This is a genomic window from Pseudonocardia sp. TRM90224 (genome assembly GCF_021245725.1).
GTDB lineage: Bacteria > Actinomycetota > Actinomycetes > Mycobacteriales > Pseudonocardiaceae > Pseudonocardia.
Window position 1 is genome coordinate 22,786 of record NZ_JAJGSX010000044.1, and the last position, 17,258, is coordinate 40,043.

Annotated in this window: 19 protein-coding genes; 9 read left to right on the top strand and 10 right to left on the bottom strand. The window is 71.9% G+C overall.

Features of this window, described 5'->3' with window-relative positions; translation table 11 throughout:
• The 3 genes from LL648_RS36485 to LL648_RS36495 are packed head-to-tail and all read right to left on the bottom strand — an operon-like array spanning nucleotide 1 to nucleotide 2,218.
• Nucleotides 1–780 carry an NAD(P)-binding domain-containing protein gene (locus LL648_RS36485; protein WP_232667405.1) on the bottom strand — a complete coding sequence of 260 codons (780 nt, stop codon included), beginning with the start codon at nucleotides 778–780 and terminating at the stop codon, nucleotides 1–3.
• Nucleotides 781–791: 11 nt separating this feature from the next.
• On the bottom strand, nucleotides 792–935 hold the full coding sequence (locus tag LL648_RS36490) for a hypothetical protein (protein ID WP_232667406.1): 144 nt from the start codon (nucleotides 933–935) through the stop codon (nucleotides 792–794).
• 5 nt (nucleotides 936–940) lie between these two features.
• Nucleotides 941–2,218, bottom strand: a complete 1,278-nt coding sequence (locus tag LL648_RS36495; protein ID WP_232667407.1) for an FUSC family protein — start codon at nucleotides 2,216–2,218, stop codon at nucleotides 941–943.
• Here LL648_RS36495 and LL648_RS36500 point away from each other — a divergent pair.
• The 3 genes from LL648_RS36500 to LL648_RS36510 are packed head-to-tail and all read left to right on the top strand — an operon-like array spanning nucleotide 2,205 to nucleotide 4,575.
• Entirely contained in the window at nucleotides 2,205–2,546 is a 342-nt protein-coding gene (locus LL648_RS36500) for a MarR family winged helix-turn-helix transcriptional regulator (RefSeq protein WP_232667408.1), read from the top strand. The two genes, LL648_RS36495 and LL648_RS36500, sit on opposite strands and share 14 nt — an antisense overlap.
• Nucleotides 2,543–3,832, top strand: coding sequence for an alpha-amylase family glycosyl hydrolase (locus tag LL648_RS36505; RefSeq protein WP_232667409.1), 1,290 nt, complete (start codon nucleotides 2,543–2,545; stop codon nucleotides 3,830–3,832). Before LL648_RS36500 ends, LL648_RS36505 begins: the two co-directional genes overlap by 4 nt.
• A gap of 5 nt (nucleotides 3,833–3,837) precedes the next feature.
• A complete protein-coding gene (locus tag LL648_RS36510; protein ID WP_232667410.1) occupies nucleotides 3,838–4,575 on the top strand; it encodes a phosphotransferase family protein in 738 nt (245 codons plus the stop codon).
• Nucleotides 4,576–4,581: 6 nt separating this feature from the next.
• On the opposite strand, the gene LL648_RS36515 is transcribed toward LL648_RS36510, so the two are convergent.
• Both LL648_RS36515 and LL648_RS36520 read right to left on the bottom strand, forming a co-directional pair.
• On the bottom strand, nucleotides 4,582–5,817 hold the full coding sequence (locus tag LL648_RS36515) for an MFS transporter (RefSeq protein ID WP_232667411.1): 1,236 nt from the start codon (nucleotides 5,815–5,817) through the stop codon (nucleotides 4,582–4,584).
• 175 nt (nucleotides 5,818–5,992) lie between these two features.
• Nucleotides 5,993–6,547, bottom strand: coding sequence for a TetR/AcrR family transcriptional regulator (locus tag LL648_RS36520; protein WP_232667412.1), 555 nt, complete (start codon nucleotides 6,545–6,547; stop codon nucleotides 5,993–5,995).
• 92 nt (nucleotides 6,548–6,639) lie between these two features.
• Here LL648_RS36520 and LL648_RS36525 point away from each other — a divergent pair, with 92 nt between their 5' ends.
• Nucleotides 6,640–7,041, top strand: coding sequence for a nuclear transport factor 2 family protein (locus LL648_RS36525; protein ID WP_232667413.1), 402 nt, complete (start codon nucleotides 6,640–6,642; stop codon nucleotides 7,039–7,041).
• A gap of 34 nt (nucleotides 7,042–7,075) precedes the next feature.
• On the opposite strand, the gene LL648_RS36530 is transcribed toward LL648_RS36525, so the two are convergent.
• Nucleotides 7,076–8,479: a glutamate decarboxylase gene (locus LL648_RS36530; RefSeq protein WP_374112158.1), complete on the bottom strand. Its 1,404-nt coding sequence runs from the start codon at nucleotides 8,477–8,479 to the stop codon at nucleotides 7,076–7,078.
• Nucleotides 8,480–8,546: 67 nt separating this feature from the next.
• Nucleotides 8,547–9,551, bottom strand: coding sequence for a class I SAM-dependent methyltransferase (locus LL648_RS36535; protein ID WP_232667414.1), 1,005 nt, complete (start codon nucleotides 9,549–9,551; stop codon nucleotides 8,547–8,549).
• 324 nt (nucleotides 9,552–9,875) lie between these two features.
• Here LL648_RS36535 and LL648_RS36540 point away from each other — a divergent pair, with 324 nt between their 5' ends.
• Complete coding sequence (locus LL648_RS36540) at nucleotides 9,876–10,976, top strand: NAD(P)/FAD-dependent oxidoreductase (RefSeq protein WP_232667415.1); 1,101 nt, start codon at nucleotides 9,876–9,878, stop codon at nucleotides 10,974–10,976.
• 31 nt (nucleotides 10,977–11,007) lie between these two features.
• Here LL648_RS36540 and LL648_RS36545 read toward each other — a convergent pair whose 3' ends face one another.
• Nucleotides 11,008–11,973 (bottom strand): YncE family protein, encoded by a 966-nt coding sequence (locus tag LL648_RS36545; protein WP_232667416.1) that lies wholly within the window; start codon nucleotides 11,971–11,973, stop codon nucleotides 11,008–11,010.
• Between the two features lie 119 nt (nucleotides 11,974–12,092).
• Here LL648_RS36545 and LL648_RS36550 point away from each other — a divergent pair, with 119 nt between their 5' ends.
• Both LL648_RS36550 and LL648_RS36555 read left to right on the top strand, forming a co-directional pair.
• On the top strand, nucleotides 12,093–13,040 hold the full coding sequence (locus LL648_RS36550; protein ID WP_232667417.1) for a LysR family transcriptional regulator: 948 nt from the start codon (nucleotides 12,093–12,095) through the stop codon (nucleotides 13,038–13,040).
• 42 nt (nucleotides 13,041–13,082) lie between these two features.
• Entirely contained in the window at nucleotides 13,083–13,523 is a 441-nt protein-coding gene (locus LL648_RS36555) for a VOC family protein (RefSeq protein WP_232667418.1), read from the top strand.
• Here LL648_RS36555 and LL648_RS36560 read toward each other — a convergent pair.
• The gene (locus LL648_RS36560; protein WP_232667419.1) at nucleotides 13,469–14,275 is read right to left on the bottom strand and encodes a FadR/GntR family transcriptional regulator; all 807 of its coding nucleotides are present in this window, start codon (nucleotides 14,273–14,275) and stop codon (nucleotides 13,469–13,471) included. The genes LL648_RS36555 and LL648_RS36560 overlap by 55 nt on opposite strands.
• 104 nt (nucleotides 14,276–14,379) lie before the next feature.
• Between LL648_RS36560 and LL648_RS36565 the strand changes: the two genes are divergently transcribed.
• A complete protein-coding gene (locus LL648_RS36565; RefSeq protein ID WP_232667420.1) occupies nucleotides 14,380–15,276 on the top strand; it encodes a carbon-nitrogen hydrolase family protein in 897 nt (298 codons plus the stop codon).
• Entirely contained in the window at nucleotides 15,273–16,631 is a 1,359-nt protein-coding gene (locus LL648_RS36570; protein ID WP_232667421.1) for an APC family permease, read from the top strand. Before LL648_RS36565 ends, LL648_RS36570 begins: the two co-directional genes overlap by 4 nt.
• Here the strand turns inward: LL648_RS36570 and LL648_RS36575 are convergent.
• Complete coding sequence (locus tag LL648_RS36575) at nucleotides 16,611–16,973, bottom strand: hypothetical protein (RefSeq protein WP_232667422.1); 363 nt, start codon at nucleotides 16,971–16,973, stop codon at nucleotides 16,611–16,613. The two genes, LL648_RS36570 and LL648_RS36575, sit on opposite strands and share 21 nt — an antisense overlap.
• Nucleotides 16,974–17,258: the final 285 nt, after the last annotated feature.

Sequence of the window (17,258 nt, forward strand, 5' to 3'; positions counted from 1 at the left end):
TCAATCCCCGCTCGATGAGGTGACACGGGCGAGGATGCCGTCCAGCGCGTCGTGCAATGCAGTACGCGCCGTCTCGTCGAACCACGCCCGGCGGAGCTGCTCGTTGATTCCGCCGGGCGTCTCGTGGGCGGCCACCAGCTCGCCAAGGGACGAGCTGTCGCCGTTCAGCCCGCGTCCCACGCCGGCGAAGACGCTCCGGACGTAGCTGTCCGCCACCGCGGGCTCTACTCCTTGCTCGGTCAGCCAGCCGGCCACCGACGAGAGGTAGGCGAGCTGGGCGGAGATCGTGGCAGTCGACGCCGAGAGAGCTGCGAACGCGTGCTCGTCGGGCACCTCGCAGACGCCGCCGAGCGGTGTGAACAGATCCACCACGGCCGGGTGCGGAGGGTGCACGGCGGTGAGCCCTTCGCGGTGCCGCACCGCCGGCAGCGGGATCACCCGCACGACCTCGACGTGCGGCCCCACGTGCTGCGCCAGCCGGCCGAGGTCGAGCCCGGCTACGGCGCTGACGAGGATCGAGCCCGGCCGCATCCGGACGTCACCGAGCACCTCGTCCACCGATCCGGGGCGCACCGCGAGCACAACCAGGTCGGCCGCATCGGCGACGGACTGGTTGTCCCGGCACACCCGCACGCCGGGATGACGGCGGGCGAGCGCGGCGGCGGTGCTCGCGCCTCGCGGGGAGAGGTGGATGTCGGGGTGCGGACCGGGGCCGCCGCGGACGCCGTCGACGATGGCGGCGGCGATCTCACCGACTCCGATGAACCCGAGAGGTGTCACGGCGGCGGAGCCTAATCCGAACCGGCGACGGTGCCCGCCGGCGCGATGGCCCGGACGGCCGCGTCGATCTCGGCCAGCGCCGCACCGGCCGGTGTGTCGCTCGGCGGGAGCGCGATGAACGCCGGGGCGATGCCGCTCGCGAGCGTCCGCCGCACGGCCGTCACGTTCCTCCGGACCGCGACCGCAAGCGCCTGGTCGGCGGGGTCGGCGGCGGTCGTGCGCCCGAGCCGGTCGACGCCCGCGGCGCACCGGCCAGCGACGGTGACGAGGTGGGTGTGGTCGCGCGCCGACGGCAGCCGGCGCAGCACGGCAGGCAGGCCGCGGAGCGGTGCACTGCATGATCTGCATGATCTGCATGATCTGCGCCGGCGGCCGGCCACGCCGCGAGCAACTCGTCCAGCGTGGCCAGCATGGTGGCGGTGCGGTGGCGCAGCGCGTCGGAGGAGCGCAGCGGCAGGATCACGCAGCAGGCCACGATCCCGATGAGACCGCCGGCGAGGATTCCGGCCAGCCGGTCCACGAGCAGCCCGAGGTGTCCGGGCGCGGTGAGGTCGTAGAACAGCCCGAGCGCCATGGTGATCCCGGCGGCCCACGCCGCGTAGCTGTGCGGGCGCAGCGCGACCGCCGCGCCGACGGTGAGGAGGATCGCCACGATCGTCGAGGATCCGTGCAGGAGCGCGGTCGCCGTGACCGCTGATCCCAGCAGCGTGCCGAGCGCGGCGCCACCCAGCCGGCTGCCGCCGGTGCCCAGCGCGTCGAGCCGGCTGCCGCCGGTGCCGCAGACGATGTAGGCGGTCGGCACGGGCCACATCCAGTGCTCGCCGAAGACCGCCGCACCGACGGCGAACGCCACCGCGAGCGCCGTCGAGAGCTGCACCGCCATGCGAAGGGCCGTGCGTGGCGTCGTGCGCCGGCGTGCGGCGGTTCGGGGCGCGGCCAGCCATCGGACCAGCGACGTCCAGCCGTGCACGACCGCGCCGACCTCCAGCGAGAGCAGGGTGCCGACCTGCGGTGGGACGATCAGCACGGCGACGAACGGGACCACCCCGAGCAGGCCGGCCAGGGTGAACCGGCGCAGCCACGTGCCGAGCCCGACGGCCAGCACGAAGAGCGCGGCGCCCGCGACGAAGGCGCCGTCCCCCAAAGCGCCGTCCCACAGCGCGCCGCAGGCGGCCGCCGCGGCACCTGCTGGGACCACCACGGCGCCGAGGCACGACGTCGTGAGATCGGCATCCGCTGTCGCGCGGTGGAGCAGCACGGCCAGCGCCACGGCGAACGCCAGCGCCGGCGGTGCGTCGGTGATCAGGTGCAGCACGGTCCAGAAGCTCAGCAGTGCGACGACGAGCACCCGCCCAGCCGTCCTGCTCCGGCGCGGGGCGAGCAGGCTGGCGCGTCGGCTGCGGGCCCAGCGCCCGCCGGGCGCGATGAGCAGCGGCAAGATCGCTGTGCTGGCGCACCTGCACCAGCGGGGTCCCGCAACGCCGGGCGACGTCGCCGCGGCGGAGCACCAGCAACCCAAATCGCTCACCCGGGTGTTCGCCGAGTTGGAGGAGGCAGGCCTGGTGGAGCGCTCGCCGAGCGGGACCGACGGCCGCCGATCGATACTGACGATCACCACGGCGGGCTCCGAAGCGCTGGTCGCCGATCTGGCCGGCCGGGACGAGTGGCTGGCCGGAGCGCTCGCGGGACTGAGCACGACCGAGATCGGGGTACTGCACCTCGCGGCCGGGCTGATGGAGCGACTGGCGGAAGGGGATGCGTCATGAGGGAACCGGACTGGGTGCGGCACGCGATCTGGTGGCACGTCTACCCGCTGGGTTTCGTCGGCGCCGCCGATCCCGCCGCCGGGCCGGCACACCGGCTCTCCGAGCTCCTGAAGTGGCTCGACTACGCCGTCGAACTCGGCGCCTCCGGGCTGGCGCTCGGCCCGATCTTCGCCGCCACCACGCACGGCTACGACACCGTCGACCACTTCCGCATCGATCCGCGGCTCGGCGACGAGCGGGACTTCGACGAGCTGGTCGCCGCTGCTCACGAGCGCGGCCTGCGGATCCTGCTCGACGGGGTGTTCAACCACGTCGGCCAGGAGTTCCCGGCCTTCGCCCGTGCGCTGGAGGGCTCGGCGGCCGATGCGGCCTGGTTCCGCTTCGACGGCGCCGAGTACACGACGTTCGAGGGGCACTCCGACCTGCCGGCCTTGAACCACGACAACCCGGCCGTCGCCGAGTACGTGGGCGACGTGATGTGCCACTGGCTCGACCGCGGCGCGGCCGGGTGGCGGCTGGACGCGGCGTACGCCGTGCCCCGGCCGTTCTGGGATCGCGCGCTGCAACCCGTCCGGGTCGCGCACCCCGACGCCTACCTCGTCGGCGAGGTGATCCACGGCGACTACGCCGGGATCGTCGAGGAATCCGGCTTGCACTCGGTGACGCAGTACGAGCTGTGGAAGGCGATCTGGAGCTCGATCGGCGACGGCAACTTCTTCGAGCTCGAGTGGGCGATGCGGCGGCACAACGCCCTCCTGGACGCGTTCGTGCCGATGACGTTCGTCGGCAACCACGACGTCACAAGGATCGCGTCGCAGGTCGTCGACGAGCGCCACCTGCCGCATGCTCTGGTCGTCCTGATGACGGTCGGCGGCACGCCGGCCGTCTACTACGGCGACGAGCAGGCCTTCCGCGGGGTGAAGGAGGACCGGGCCGGGGGCGACGACGCCGTCCGCCCGCAGTTCCCATCCGACGGCCCCGCGCAGCTCGCCCCGTACGGCTGGCCGACCTACCGGCTCCACCAGGACCTCATCGGCCTTCGTCGGCGACACCCGTGGCTGCACGAGGCCCGCGCGCGGTCCGTCCACCTGGCCAACGAGCAGTGGCTCTTCCTCGCCGAACACGACGACGGCCGGCTCGCCGTCGCGTTGAACCTCGCCGATCAACCGTTCGGCTGCGGGGTCGAGGGTGCGCGGGAGGTGCTCGCCGGAGCGGCGGATTTGCAGGGCGCGACGGTGACGGTGCCCCCGCACGGCTGGGCGATCATCGGCGTGGGCGCGGATTGAGCGGCATGCAGGACGTTCAGGTTGTTGTCGCCCATCGGGAGCGCGCGACGCTGCGGGTCGGTGACGTGTTCCTGAAGATCGACGCCGATCAGGCGCGCATCGACGTCGAGGCCGAAGCGATGGCCATGGCGCCGGTTCCGACCCCTGAGGTGCTGTGGCGCAAGCCGTCCGTGCTCGCGATCGCCGCCGTCCCGGGAACCGCGCTCGGCCGCCTCGGCCGACCGTCGCCCGCGTCCCCGGCGGCCTGGGCAGCAGCGGGTGCTGCCGTCCGGACGCTGCACGACGCGCCGCTGCCGCCATGGCCCCTTCCGACGGGCGACCGGATCGCAGCGGATCTCGACGTCGAGTGCGAGCGGCTCATCGCGGAGGGTGTCCTCCCCGCCGAGCTGGTCACACGCAACCGCAGGGTCGCCGACGCCGCGCTCCGGGCGTGGACACCGGCGTTCACCCATGGCGACCTGCAGCTCGCCCACGTCTTCGTCGAAGGCGACGAGATCACGGGGGTGATCGACTGGTCCGAGGCGGGCCGGGGCGACCCCATGTACGACCTCGCCACCTTGACGCTCGGGCACGAGGAACGTCTGGGTGATGTCCTCAGCGGCTACGGCGTGGACGTCGACCTCGACGTGATCCACGGGTGGTGGTCGCAGCGAAGCCTGCAGAACGTCCGTTGGCTGGTCGAGCACGGCTTCGACCCGTTCCTGCCGGGCTGCGAGGTCGACGTGCTCCGCGCTCGGATGTGAGGCCCATTAGGCCGAGGCGCCGGACCGCCGGCGCAGCGCCGGGGCCAGCGCCCGCTGCGCGACGAACAGCGCGATCCCGATCGCGGTGGACGCCGCCCACAGCGTGGGCCGTCCGGCGTGGTCGAGCACCGCTGTGCCGGCCAGCGGGCCGAGCACGGCGCCGAGGCTCCAGGTGGTGGAGGCGATGCCCATGTAGCGCCCGCGCAGGTCGGCCGGCGCGATGGCGGCGAATGTGGCGCCGAACATCACGGAGACGCCGATCTGGCCGAGGGTCCAAAGGACGACCGAGCCGGCGAGGCCCGCGACGCCGCCGACGACGGCGCCGAGCCCGCCGCCGACGCCGACCAGCAGCATCGAGACCGCCAGGACCGAGGCGGTGTCGCGGCCGTCGAGCAGCCGAACCGCGAGCGGCTGCAGGACGACGATCGCGATCCCGTTCAGGGCGAGCAGCCCGCCGAACGTCGCCGGGTTGTGGCCGTCGGCGGCCATGACGAGCGGGAGCGTGGAGAACGACTGCAGGAACGTCGTGAAGTAGACGATGTGGATCGCCGCCATGCCGAGCATCAACCGGTCCCGGAGGAGGACGGGCAGCACCGCGCGCCGGATGGCCTTGGAGGTCGCCGGCCGGGTCTCGGGGATGAAGCGCCACACGATCAGGGCGGCGATCAGCGAGGTTGCGGCGTTGATCCAGAACAGGATGCCGAACCCGTGCTGGACCAGAACCCCGGCGGCGACCGTCGAGACCGTGAAGCCGACGTTCGCGGCCCAGAAGAGCAGGCCGTAGGCGCGGACGCGCTGCTCCGCGGGCTGGTCCGACACCGAGGCCGAGGCCACCGGACGGAACAGCTCGCCCGTCAGGCCGACCCCGGCGGCCGCCGCGACGAGCGTGGGCACCGACTCCGTCGAGCCGAGTGCGATCAGCGCGACCGCGGAACCCAGGAAGCCGGCAAGCATGGTGTTGCGTCGACCGATCCGGTCGCCGAGCCAGCCGCCCAGCAGCTGCGACCCGATGTCGCCGACGCCGACCGCCGCCATCACGACGCCGGCCGTCGTCGGCGAGAGCCCCTGCTCCTGGGTCAGGTAAAGCACCAGGAACGCCCGCGCGAGCCCACCGGCCCGGCTCACGAACTGCGTCGCCGTGAGCGCCCAGACCACGCTCGGGTGCTGCAGCAACCGCGCGAGGCGCGGGCGGGGCGCGGCAGTCGCGGTGGCGGGGGTCCGGGTGTCCTGGATCGTCGTCATGCCGACGACGCTAGGTTCGCCAGAGCATCAAGAAAAGCGATTCTTCCCGATCGAATCGATCGCCACTGACTATGCTCCGCCTCGACCCTCCCCGAACTTCCCCACCGTTTTGCCAACCTGCACACGCAAAACGGCGTGCAGGTTGGCAAAACGGTGGGGAAGTTGGGTTGGTGGGTCAGTCGGGCGCTGCGGCTTCGAGGAACGTGACGAGCTGGTTCCACATCCGGACCTGGTCGTTTGCGGTCGGGGTCGGCAGCAGGTGGTTCGCGCCGATCATCAGCATGTAGATCATCGTCCCGACGTCGTCTGCCACCTGGGGGTCGGCGACGACGCGGCGGCACTGCGACTGGAGGAACTCGATGCGGGCGGCGTCGATGCGTTCCAGCGCCTCGCGCACCTGCTCGTCGCGGCCGGCCCAGGAGCGGATGGCGACCTCGAGGTCGCGGGTCCGCTCGGCGTCCGCGCCGACGATCTCGGTCATCCGGCGCAGAGTCCGCACGCCGTCGTCGGCGGGCATCGCCGCGAGCTGGTCGATGAAGGTCTGCGTCCGCAGCTGCTCGAAGTGCTCCATGAGCGCGGTCCGGTATCCCGGGACCCCGCCGAAGAAGTGGTAGAAGGAGCCCTTGCTCCGCCCCACGCGTTCGCTCAAGACGTCGATCGTGAGGGCGCCCCAGCCGTCCGTCGACAGCACGGCGAGGCCGGCATCGAGCCATCCGCTCCGTGAGGTCATGGCTGACGATTATCGGACCCGGTGCGCGACCGGGGTCGTTCGCGGTGCATTCGGTCTTCCTCAGCGGCTATACTATACGTCATAGTATAGCCATGAACCCGGACGAATCCGATGCCACAGGCCGGACCCGCGAACTGTTCACGACCTACCACGACGCCTGGGTGGCCCACGACGCCGACCGGATCGCGTCGCTGCACACCCCCGAGACCGTGTTCCAGGTCCACGCGGGGCAGCCGGCCGCCCGCAGCCCCGAGGAAGTGCGCAAATCCGCGGCCGAGACGTTCGCGCTCGTCCCCGACCTCACCTTCGAGGAGGTGTCGCTGCGGTTCGGCGCCGACTACTGGGTCGCGGAGTGGCGGCTGCACGCGACCGGCCGCGACGGCCGGCCGGTCGTCGTCGATCTCGTCGACGTCGTCACCGTCGAGGGCGACCGGGTCAAGGCCAAGCACTCCTACGTCGACGGCCTCGCGATGCAGGCGGCGTTGGCCGGCTGACGGGTTGGGCGGCTCCGGGCCCGTCGGCGACCCCTCAGTGGTGGAAGCCGCTGGGCCCGGAGCGGCCGGCCCGCTCGGCGTCGTCGACCAGCTGGGACGTGACCGACCGCAGGTCGCGGAGGAACAGCTCGGCCAGGTCCTGCGAGAACCCGTGCCGGCACACGACCCGCAGGACGGCGAGATCGGTGCGGTTCTCGGGGAACGTGTAGGCGGGCACCTGCCAGCCGTGCTCGCGCAGCCCGCGGGACACGGCGAACACGTCCCAGCCCGTGACGTCGTCGGTCGTGGTGAAGGCGAAGACCGGCAGCTGGTCGCCGTGGGTGAGCAGCCGGTAGGGACCCATGGCGCCGATCCGCTCGGCGAGGTCGGTGGCCACCTCACGTGCGGCCTGCTGCACGGCGGTCATCCCGGAGCGGCCGAGGCGGAAGAACGTGTAGTACTGGGCGATGACCTGGGCGCCGGGGCGGGAGAAGTTCAGCGCGAACGTCGGCATCTCGCCGCCGAGGTAGTTGACCTTGAAGACGAGCTCCTCCGGCAGGGCGTCGGCGTCGCGCCAGAGCACCCAGCCGACACCGGGGTAGACCAGGCCGTACTTGTGGCCCGACGTGTTGATCGAGGCCACCCGGGGGAGCCGGAAGTCCCACACCAGGTCGGGGTCCAGGAAGGGCGCGATCATCGCGCCCGACGCGCCGTCGACGTGGATCGGCACGTCCGGCCCACCGCTCGCGGCCAGCTCGTCGAGCGTGGCGGCGATCTCGGCAACGGGTTCGTAGCTGCCGTCGAAGGTGGAGCCCAGGATAGCGACGACGCCGATGGTGTTCTCGTCGCACTGCGCGACGGCTTCGGCGGCGCCGAGGTGGAAACGGTCGCCCTCCATGGGCACGATCCGCGGCTCGACCTCCCAGTAGTTGCAGAACTTCTCCCAGCAGACCTGCACGTTCGCGCCCATCACGAGGTTCGGGCGGCGCTGCGGGTCCCGACCGGCCGCTGCCGCCCAGCGCCGCTTGAGCGCCATGCCCGCAAGCATGCAGGCCTCGCTGGACCCGGTGGTGGAGCAGCCGGTGACCACCTGCGGGTCGGGGACGTGCCAGAGGTCGGCCAGGATCGCCAAGCAGCGGTTCTCGATCGCAGCGGTCTGCGGGTACTCGTCCTTGTCGATCATGTTCTTGTCGAGGGCCTCGGCCATCAGCGTGCGCGCCTGCGGCTCCATCCAGGTCGTGACGAAGGTCGCGAGGTTCATCCGCGCGCTGCCGTCGAGCAGCAGCTCGTCGTGGATGAGCTGGTAGGCGACGTCCGGCGGCACCGGATCGTCGGCGAGAGCGGCCATCGGGGCGTGGATGACGTTCTCGACGGCCGGGTTCGCCGACCCGAGGAACGGGTTCGGGTCCACCCTGCGCGAGGTGTGCCTGCGGGGCGCGCGATCACCGCGGAGTGCCATGGCGCGAGCCTGCCACGGTGGGCGGTCGCGTCAGCCCGATCAGCCACGAACGGCTGACCGGCGCGGGTCAGGGTGTGACCTGATCGGACACCGCAGTCACTGCAGCGACCGCGAAGCCGCCCCAGGCGCGCTCGCGGGCCGTCTCGTGGCCGAGCGTCCGTTGCTCGACCAGGGTCAAGCCGCACGAGCGGAGCAGCTCGGCGAGCCGATCGCGGGACGGCGGTGCGCTGTCGATCCCGAAGCGGAGCGGCTCGCCCGCGGCCCGGGTCGCGGCGCGGCCGTAGCGCCAGTACAGGCTGCGGCTCACGAGCGGCTCGGTGGTGAAGTAGTCGAACACGACCACGCTGCCGGTCGCCGTGCCGGCGATCTTCCGCAAGGTGCTATCGACCGCTGCCCGGTCCAGGTACATGATCACGCCTTCCCACAGGAAGACCGTGCGGCGGTGTGGCTCGAACCCGGCGTCGACGAGCCGCGCGAACCAGTCCTCGGTCCCGAAGTCGGCGGCCACGAACACGACGTCGCCCGGGTCGATCCCGGCCTGTTGCAGCAGCTGCCGCTTGCTGGCCTGCGTCTGCGGCATGTCGACCTCGAAGCAGCGGACGTCGCCCGCCCGGAACGCGCGCGTGTCGAAACCCGCGCCGAGGATGACGAACTGGTCGGCGTCGGCGAGGTGGCGCTCGACGGCAGCATCGACGAACGTCACGCGGGCGGACGCCTCGTACTGCGGGGGGACGTCACCCTCGAACGGGTACCGGAAGGCGCTGGGCACGTAGCCCGTCAGGCGGTGGGCCAGCAGCATCGGCCCGCCCGCCAGCAGCAGCGCCGGCCGCGACGTGCTGGGCAGCGCCAGCAACAACCGGTGGGCGGCCTCGTCGCGCCGGAGGCCGAGCATGTGCATGAGCGAACGCGCCGAGAGGGGGCCCTGCGCCGTGATCGACACGTTCGAGTTGCGGCCGGCCAGGAAGATCCTGGCCAGCCAGATCGCGTAGCCGAGCAACGTGATCGGGCACAGCAGCACGTTGACGACGTAGAAGGCCGCCGCGCTCCCGCGTCCTGCCGCCGTGGCCCTCATGTGGACGATTGTCGGCCGTCCGGCCCTCCAGCGCCGCCCGACTTCCCCATCGTTTTGGGTGGATGCGCGCCGCCACGGCGCGCAGGTGCACAAAACGGTGGGGAAGTTCGTGGCCGCGAACCGCAACTTCCCCACCGTTTTGCCAACTTGCACACCTGCAACGCCGTGCAGATTGGCAAACCGGTGGGGAACTTCTACGGCCGAGCGTGCTCTGCGGTACCCCAAGGGGGTCGACGTGGCTCAACTTCCCCATCGTTTTGGGTGGATGCGCGCCGCCACGGCGCGCAAGTGCACAAAACGGTGGGGAAGTGTGAGGATCGGTTGGTGAGCGCTGGACGTGTTGCGGTCATCGGGGTGGGCGTCCTCGGGGCCTGCGTGGGCTGGAACCTCGCCCGGCTCGGGGCCGACGTGATCCTCATCGACGCGGGCGGGCCCGGTGAAGGGGTCACGAACTGGTCGTTCTCCTGGGTCAATGCCAGCAACAAGACCGAGCGCAGGTCGTACTTCGACCTGAACGTCGCCGGCATCGACGCGCACCGCGAGCTCGCCGGAGCCATCGGGCCCGACCCGTGGTGGTTTCCCACCGGACACCTGCGCTGGGCGGACGACCCGACGGCGCTGTTCGCCAAAGCCGAACTGCTGGCGCGCTCGGGCTACCGGGTTGAGGTGTGCACGGGGGCTGAGGTCTGCCGCCGCTTCGAACCCGCGCTCGCGTTGCCCGCCGAGGCTCCCGTCCTGTACTACCCCGACGAGGCCTGGGTGCACGGACGTCACCTCGTCGGCCGGTTGGTGGGCGAGGCCGTTGCTGCCGGCGCCGAGCTCCGGTCGGGCGTTGCGGTCCGCGAGATCGGCGTTGATGCCGACGGAAGCGTCCGGACCGTCGCCCTCTCCGACGGGAGCCGGCTCGACGTCGACATCGTCGTAAACGCGGCCGGCCCCAGCGCCGCTGGCATCGCGGGGCTCCTTGGCCGGACCTTCCCGATGCGCCGCGAGCCCGGTGTCGTCACCCGGCTCGCCTGCACCCAGGTGCCGATCCACCGGGCGATGCACGCGCCGCACATCGAGCTCCGCCCCGACGGAGCCGATTCGGTGGTCCTCCACAGCCGCGAGATCGACGCTCTCATCGACACCGGCAAGGAGCCGGCCGAGCTCGCCCGGCTGCTCCACGAATCGGCGCGGCGGGTCGTCCCCGTGCTCGGCGACTTTCCTGTCGCGCAGGCCCGGGTGGTCGAGCGGCCCATCCCGGCCGACGGGTTCCCTTCAGTGGGAGCGGTGCCATCGGTGCCGGGCTACTACGAGGCCGTCACCCACAGCGGCATCACGCTCGGGCCGGTGCTCGGCCGGCTGCTCGCCGCGGAGATCGTCACCGGGCAGCGCGACGAGCTGCTGGCGGACTTCCGCCCGGAGCGGTTCGACCGGCCGTAGGTGGCGGTGGCAAAGGGGCCTGCAGAAGAGGTCAAGGGGCCGGGATGTACGCGAGCCCGTGCGCGCCCGGCTCGCCGGCCCGCTCGACGGTGAGGGTGTCGAGCACCTCCAGGCGTTCCAGGTCGACGACGGTCACCGTCGAGTCCATCACCGCCGAGAGGTAGGCCCGGCGGCCGTCGGGCGACGAGGTGATCGTCAGCGGGAAGCGCCCGACGTCGACGGTGCCGCGCAGCGCGTAGCTGCCCGCCTCGTGTACGTGCAGCCGGCCCGGCACCAGCGAGCCCGACTGCCTGCGCAGCTCTCCGGCCAGCACGTCGCCGCTCGCCGTCGTGTGGACGGGGAGCACGTCGCCGTCGATCCGCACTTCGTGCACCGGCCGGCCGGTGGTGGCGTCGAGCACCAGCAGGCCGGGTGGGGCGGCGACGACAACCTGCTTGCCGTCGGGGGTGGGCGCGGCGCCCTCGCTGCGCTGCACCGCAACCCGATCGACCATCCGCCGCTCCACCAGGTCTACGACGGAGACGAACGGCGCCTCCTTGTTGGTGGCGAACCCGCGGGTGCCGTCGGGGGTGCTGACGAACCAGTGCGGGCCGGGCGCCCCGGTGTCGATCCTGGCGATCGCCGCGCGGTTCGCGGTGTCGACGACGACCACGCCACCGGAGACGTCCTCACGTTCCTCGACGCTCACGTAGAGCAGGCCGCGGGTTTGGTCGAGGCTCATCCCGTGCGGCGCGTGCTCGGGGCTCAGGTCGAGCGTGTCGACGACGACCCGACGGTCGGGATCGATCACGACGACCTCGTGGCGGCGGCCGGTGTTGGCGCCGTAGTAGCCGCCGGCGTAGGTGATGGTGGCGTAGAGCAGGCGCCGGGTGGGGTCGAACAGCAGCTCGTGCGGCTCGGCCGGCAGCTCCAGCACGGCGAGCCGAGTGTGGTCGTGTGCGTCGAAGAAGGTGATCGTGGGGCCGCTCTGGCTGACCACGGCGAGGACGTCGGGCATGGTGGCTCTCCTGGGATCGGACGAGCCCGCGTCGTTCCGCGGGCTGTCTCCAGGCTCATCGGCGACCGGCCTTGCCGCAATCGTAACGTTGGCATCTTATTATTGCCTGCATCGGAACAATGCAGGTGGAGGACGCGGTGCCGGAGCTCGACATGAACCTCCTCGTCCAGTTGGACGCCCTTCTGCAGGAGCAGAGCGTCACCGGTGCCGCCGCACGGCTGCATACGTCGCCGGCCGCCATGAGCCGGGCGCTGGCCCGGATCCGGCGAACCGTGGGCGACCCGGTGCTGGTCCGCGCCGGCCAGCGAATGGTCATGACGCCCCGCGCGGTCGCCCTGCGCGACGACACGCACGCGCTCGTCGAGGCCGGTCGGGCGTTGCTCGCTCCCGGCCCCGATCTCGACCCCGCCGGCCTCGTCCGCTCCTTCACCGTGCAGGCGAGCGACGCGGTGCTCGCCGAGCTGTCGACGCCGCTGCTCACCGAGCTCTCCCGGATCGCGCCGGGCGTCACGGTGCGGTTCCTGCCCGAGGTCGTCGAGGAGGGCCCGGCGTTGCGCGAGGGCCTCGTCGACGTCGAGATCGGGGTGCTCGACCACGTCGACCCGGAGACCCGGACCGCCGAGTTGCTGCGCACGCGCTTCGTCGGCGCCGTTCGCGCCGATCATCCGCTGACGCGCGGCGAGGTCACCCCTCAGCGTTTCGCCGAAGCGCGGCACATCGGGGTCTCGCGCAAGGGGCGGGTGCACGGTCCCGTCGACGTGCGGCTCGCCGAGCTGGGTCTGCGCCGGCACGTCGCCGCGGTGCTGCCGAGCCACACCGCGGCGCTCCTGCTCGCCGCCGAGACCGACCTCGTCTGCCTCGCCGCGAGCGGGCTCGGCGTCGACCCTGCACGCACGCTGGGCCTGCACACCTTCGCCGTCCCGCTCGACCTGCCGCCTGCCGTCATCGGGATGGCGTGGCACCCGCGTACCGACGCCGACCCCGCTCAGCGCTGGTTCCGCGACCGCATCCGGGCCGCCGCCGGCACCGGATGTCGAGGAAGCAGAATCGGCTCCGTTCCGGGGTAGGCAGGGCCGGCAGCGGCCGAATCGGGCAAAAGGAGATCCACCGTGGCGATCAAGCGGATGGACAACGTCCTCATCTGCGTCGACGACCTCGACGCCGTCATCGCGTTCTTCGTCGAGCTGGGCATGGAGCTGGAGGGCAAGGGGCCGCTCGACTGGCCCGAGGCGGAACGCATCATCGGGCTCGAAGGTGTCCAGCAGGACGTCGCCATGCTGCGGGTCCCGGACGGCCCCGGGCGGGTCGAGCTGGCGAAGTTCCACCGGCCGGCGGCCATCCGGTCCGAGCCGGAGGACGCGCCGGTCAACACGCTGGGCATCCGTCGGATGATGTTCCTGGTCGACGACATCGACGACGTCGTCGCCCGCCTGCGTGGTCACGGCGCCGAGCTGGTCGGCGAGATCGTGCCGTACGAGAACCTCTACCGGCTCTGTTACGTGCGCGGTCCCGAAGGGATCGTCGTCGGGCTCTCCGAGGAGCTCGGCTGAATGCCGACGAACATGCTCTCGTGCAGGACGGCCACATGGCGTTCCGCGAGCGCCACCGCGGCCGTCGTGTCGCCGTTGCGGATCGCGGCCGCGATCTGCGCGTGCTCGTCGTTGACGGCGTGCAGGTACTCGATCGGGTACGGCACGTAGTAGGCGTACAGCCGGTGCAGTGTGTCGGTGTAGGGCGCGAGCAGTCGCGGCCGGTGCGCGGCCGCCGCGACGGCGAGGTGGAACCGCTCGTCGGCCGCGTGGTAGCCCGCCCAGTCCTCGGCGGCCGCGGCGTCGGCGATCGCGGCGTCGAGCGCGCGGAGGTCGGCGGCGGTCGCTTCCACGGCGGCGAAGTGCGTGAGGCTGGTCTCGAACAGCACGCGGACGTCGATCAGCCGGTGCACCTCGTCGGCGTCCGCGCGGTAGGTCTGCACGGCCGGGATCCGGGCCGCCGCCCGGGCGTCCGCGACGAACGTTCCCCCGGTCCGGCCGCGCACGCGGCGCAGGACCCCCTCCTCGGCGAGTGAGCGGAGCGCGCGCCGCGCGGTGATCTCGCTGACGTCGAGCGCTGCGGCGACCTCGGCGTCGGACGGCAGCTGCTCGCCGATCGCCAGCAGGCCGAGGTCGACGGCGAGCCCGATGCGGGCCCGCACCGTGTCGACGGCCGAGAGCCGCGTGATGCCACCAACGGCCGGACCGGTCAGCACGGGGAGCGCTGGATGCGTCGGGGCCGGATGCGTCGGGTCGGACGGGTCGCGGGCCACGTGCTCATCCTCTCAAGCCATCTTCTGGCGACGCAGGGTAGCTTTTCCGATCAGTTTGACCTATTTTGCTCGTGCCAGTCGAACCGACCACCGGAGGTCCCGACATGCCGGGCTCGCTCGCCATCGCCGCGGTGCAGGCGGCGCCGCGCGCGATCGGGGCCGACCTGGGCCCGTTCGTCGACGACGTCGCCCGGCACGCCGCTGTGGGCGCGCGCCTCGTCGCCTACCCCGAGCTGCACCTCTTCGGCTCCGAGCTGCACCCGGTAGAGGAGCGGAACGACGTGCTGCGCGCCTCGGCGATCGGCCTCGACGCCCCGATCGTCGCCGAGCTCGCCGCCGCCGCGGCCGACGCCGGGGTCTGGCTCGTCCCCGGCACCGTCTGCGAGCGCGGCGCGGGCGGGGAGCTGTTCAACACCGCGCTCGTGTTCTCGCCCGACGGGAGGCTCGCGGCGACGTACCGCAAGGTCTTCCCCTGGCGCCCGACCGAGCCCTACGACCCGGGCGACCGGTTCGTCGTGGTCGACGTCGACGGCGTCCGGCTGGGCATCGACGTCTGCTACGACGCCTGGTTCCCCGAGGTCACCCGCCACCTGGCGTGGATGGGTTCCGAGGTTGTGCTCAACCTCGTGAAGACGACGACGCCGGACCGCGAGCAGGAGGTTGTGCTCGCCCGCGCGAACGCGATCGTGAACCAGGTCTTCATGATCAGCGTCAACTGCGCGGGCCCGATCGGGCGGGGGCGCAGCATCGTCGTCGATCCCGAGGGCGGCATCCTCGACGAGTCGGCCGACGCCGGCGAGACCGCGCTCGACCTGGAGCTCGACGTCGACCACGTGCACCGGACCCGCGAGCGCGGCACGGCCGGCGTCAGCCGCATGTGGGACCCGTTCCGGCCGGGCGACGCGCCCATCCGACTTCCCCTCTACGACGGGCGGATCGATCCGGCGACGTGGTCGCCGTCGGCCGTCCGCATCCCTCCTGACCGTGAAGGACAGCCATGACCCCAGGTGTCCCGGCGCTGGCCCGCACGCTGCGCCTGCCCTCGTTGGTGCTGCTCGGGCTCGCGTACATGACCCCGCTGATCGTGCTCGGCATCTTCGGGGTGGTCGCGGAGACGACCGGCGGGGCGAGCGCGGCGGCCTACCTGCTCGCGCTGGTCGCGATGATCTTCACGGCGGCCAGCTACGGCCGCATGGCCGCCACCTACCCCGTCGCGGGTTCGGCGTACTCGTACGTCCGACGCACCATCGACTCCCGCGCCGGCTTCCTGGTCGGCTGGGCGGTGCTGCTGGACTACGTGTTCCTGCCGATGGTGATCTGGCTGATCGGCGGCGCCTACCTGCAGGCGCAGTTCCCCGCGGTGCCGGGATGGGTCTGGATCATCGGGTTCATCGCGATCACGACCGTCCTCAACGTCTTCGGAATCAAGGCCGCCGACCGCGCCAACTACCTGCTGATGGCGTTCCAGCTGCTCGTGATCCTGTCGTTCGTCGGCCTCTCGATCGGCACGGTGGTCGCCGGCCAGGGCGCGGGTGGGCTGTTCAGCTCGGCGCCGTTCACCAACCCGACGTCGACGTTCGCGGGTGTGACCGCGGGTGCGGCGATCGCGGCGTACAGCTTCCTCGGCTTCGACGCGGTGACGACGTTCACGGAGGAGACGATCGAGCCGCGCAAGACCGTCCCGCGCGCGATCCTGCTGGTCGCGCTGATCGGCGGGCTCGTGTTCGTGCTCGTCGCGTACACGACGCAGCTCGTGCACCCTGGTGGTGCGTTCGACGACCCGTCGTCGGCGGCCCTCGACATCGCGCTGGTCATCGGCGGCAACCTGTTCGGCGCGTTCTTCATCGCCGGCCTCGTGATCGCGCAGTTCGCTTCGGGACTGGCGGCGCAGGCCGCGGCCGGCCGCCTGCTCTACGCGATGGGCCGCGACGGCGCGCTGCCCCGCAGCGTCTTCGGCCGGCTGAGCAGCCGCTACCGGTCGCCGATCGGCAGCCTGGTGGTGGTCGGCGTGATCGGGCTCGCCGCGCTGTTCCTCGACGTCGCCACCTCGACCTCGTTCATCAACTTCGGGGCGTTCGTCGCCTTCACGATGGTGAACGTCTCGGTGATCGTCCACTTCGTGCGCGAGCGGCGGCGGGGCATGGCGCTCAACCCCCTGCTGAACCTGGTGCTGCCGGCGATCGGGGCGCTGGTCAGCGCCTATTTGCTGACCCGGCTCGACGAGCACGCCATCGTTCTCGGCCTCGTCTGGCTGGCCGTGGGGATCGTTGTGCTCGGCATCGTGACGCGCGGGTTCCGCGTACTCGCGCCCGAGGTGGGGGAAACGGCGGCCCCGTCAAGCGACGTCGCGGGGTGACTGGTCCGCGGTGAACACCATGATGAACAGGTAGAACGGCGTGATCACGGCGGTCGCGATCGCACCGATGAGCACGGCGGTCGCGGAAGCCATCGGGTTCTCCGTCACGAGCAGGTAGATCGCCAGGCCCAACCCGGCCAGCGCCACGACGACCGGCAGCCCCGCAGCCAGCACGAGCGAACCGACGTTGACCGCCTCCCCGACCGCGATGGCCGGGCGGCGCAGCCGGGTGCGCTTGAGCGCGGCCACCAGACCGAACCCGAGGGCAAGCCCGGCCACCCGGACGATCACGCTCGCCGGCAGCCAGGCCATCGTCCACATCAGTGCCGGCCAGAACTGCACAACGCTGCCCCCGATCGCCGTTCGTGCCTCTGCGGGTGTGATCGCAACCTATCGGCCGGTCGGGAGGCGGCCGATAGGCTGCGCTGGTGCTGGATGCGTGCGTTCCGCACGCGAGCGCAGCAAAGCCACTTTCCGGCCCTCACAGGGCAGGAAAGTGGCTTTCCTGCCCTCCCTAGGGCACCCCACCCGTCGGGCGCACCTACGGCGCGGCTCGGCGGGCACCCGACCCCGGGGCGACCCAGAGGTGGTCAGGGCGGTGCCAGGAAAGTGGCTTTCCTGTCCTGT

Excerpts from the sequence above, each read along its gene's own strand:
- LL648_RS36510 (WP_232667410.1), top strand. The coding sequence starts at position 3,838 with ATGCAGGACGTTCAGGTTGTTGTCGCCCATCGGGAGCGCGCGACGCTG.
- LL648_RS36565 (WP_232667420.1), top strand. The coding sequence starts at position 14,380 with ATGCCGGGCTCGCTCGCCATCGCCGCGGTGCAGGCGGCGCCGCGCGCG.
- LL648_RS36520 (WP_232667412.1), bottom strand. The coding sequence starts at position 6,547 with ATGACCTCACGGAGCGGATGGCTCGATGCCGGCCTCGCCGTGCTGTCG.
- LL648_RS36515 (WP_232667411.1), bottom strand. The coding sequence starts at position 5,817 with ATGACGACGATCCAGGACACCCGGACCCCCGCCACCGCGACTGCCGCG.
- LL648_RS36530 (WP_374112158.1), bottom strand. The coding sequence starts at position 8,479 with ATGGCACTCCGCGGTGATCGCGCGCCCCGCAGGCACACCTCGCGCAGG.
- LL648_RS36505 (WP_232667409.1), top strand. The coding sequence starts at position 2,543 with ATGAGGGAACCGGACTGGGTGCGGCACGCGATCTGGTGGCACGTCTAC.
- LL648_RS36500 (WP_232667408.1), top strand. The coding sequence starts at position 2,205 with ATGAGCAGCGGCAAGATCGCTGTGCTGGCGCACCTGCACCAGCGGGGT.
- LL648_RS36525 (WP_232667413.1), top strand. The coding sequence starts at position 6,640 with ATGAACCCGGACGAATCCGATGCCACAGGCCGGACCCGCGAACTGTTC.
- LL648_RS36535 (WP_232667414.1), bottom strand. The coding sequence starts at position 9,551 with ATGAGGGCCACGGCGGCAGGACGCGGGAGCGCGGCGGCCTTCTACGTC.
- LL648_RS36545 (WP_232667416.1), bottom strand. The coding sequence starts at position 11,973 with ATGCCCGACGTCCTCGCCGTGGTCAGCCAGAGCGGCCCCACGATCACC.
- LL648_RS36570 (WP_232667421.1), top strand. The coding sequence starts at position 15,273 with ATGACCCCAGGTGTCCCGGCGCTGGCCCGCACGCTGCGCCTGCCCTCG.
- LL648_RS36550 (WP_232667417.1), top strand. The coding sequence starts at position 12,093 with ATGCAGGTGGAGGACGCGGTGCCGGAGCTCGACATGAACCTCCTCGTC.